Genomic DNA, 865 nt, shown 5'->3' with positions numbered 1-865 from the left:
TGCGCTATTTGTCGCAAATATTCGATTTGTCCGTGACCACCTTTGAAATCTGGATAAATCACGCCTGCTAAAGAAAATTCCGCATTTGCAACAGCAGGCAATTGAAGAGCCGCCTTTCGTCCCAATCGCCCTTGCTCTACCCATGGAACTCCATAAGACATATCAAGTGTTTGATAAGCTGCTGTTTCAATGGAAAAAATAAAACCACCCAAAGCTAACATCATGGTATTTAATCCGAAAGGCTAGAGGCTATGGCTAAACGTTGCTGTTTTGCATAGCGTTCAAGTGCTTGATTGACAGCGTCTCTGATTTCGTCCTTGAGACCATTTGGTACTGAAATATTGAGATTTGTAATGGTTACACGGGCGTCTACTTCAACGGGTTTATGAACCGTAATGGGCTTTGGAGCTTTAAAGGCACCCACTTTATTTGTTGCCTGCATTTGTCCTGTTTCAACGACACTTGTATTAAAACCACTCTTGCGTTTTTCAGGTGGGGTATTTGTAACCACTACTGTATCAACCATTTTTTTTGCACGTGCATTGGTTTCATCGGTAAAGGTTTTAATCGTCTCCGTTGAAGTTTTGTTGATTGAAACATTAAAGCCTAGCTTTTCTTTCATCCAATTAGGCATCCAACTGGTTAATTTACTCATCATGCCGCTGAGCCAATCAGACAGAGCATTCCATTTGCTTTTGATGCCGTCCCAAAGCCCGTTAATAAGATTGGAGCCTACTTCCATTAAATCGACACCAAACAGCCACTCAATGAGTTCATTGATTTTTTTTGAAATCCAAGAGAGCGGTGAAAAGTTTTTAAAGAGCGTCAAGAGGTTATTGAAAACGTTACTACATAAGCTCGCAAA

The 865-nt window shown here is 40.8% G+C and carries 1 protein-coding gene and 1 pseudogene; both read right to left on the bottom strand.

The window, feature by feature from the left end:
* A partial coding sequence (locus tag ACFIKE_RS11795) for a phage tail protein (RefSeq protein ID WP_375649426.1) occupies positions 1–224 on the bottom strand: 224 nt, incomplete at its 3' end.
* Positions 225–229: 5 nt separating this feature from the next.
* Positions 230–865 (bottom strand): annotated as a pseudogene (locus ACFIKE_RS11790) (phage tail protein); the annotation flags it as partial.

The organism is Bartonella sp. MU70NMGDW, assembly GCF_042194085.1.
In the GTDB taxonomy this organism is placed as follows: Bacteria; Pseudomonadota; Alphaproteobacteria; order Rhizobiales; family Rhizobiaceae; genus Bartonella; species Bartonella grahamii.
Note: the sequence above shows the minus strand (reverse complement) of the source record. Positions and strands in the feature narration are given on the sequence as shown.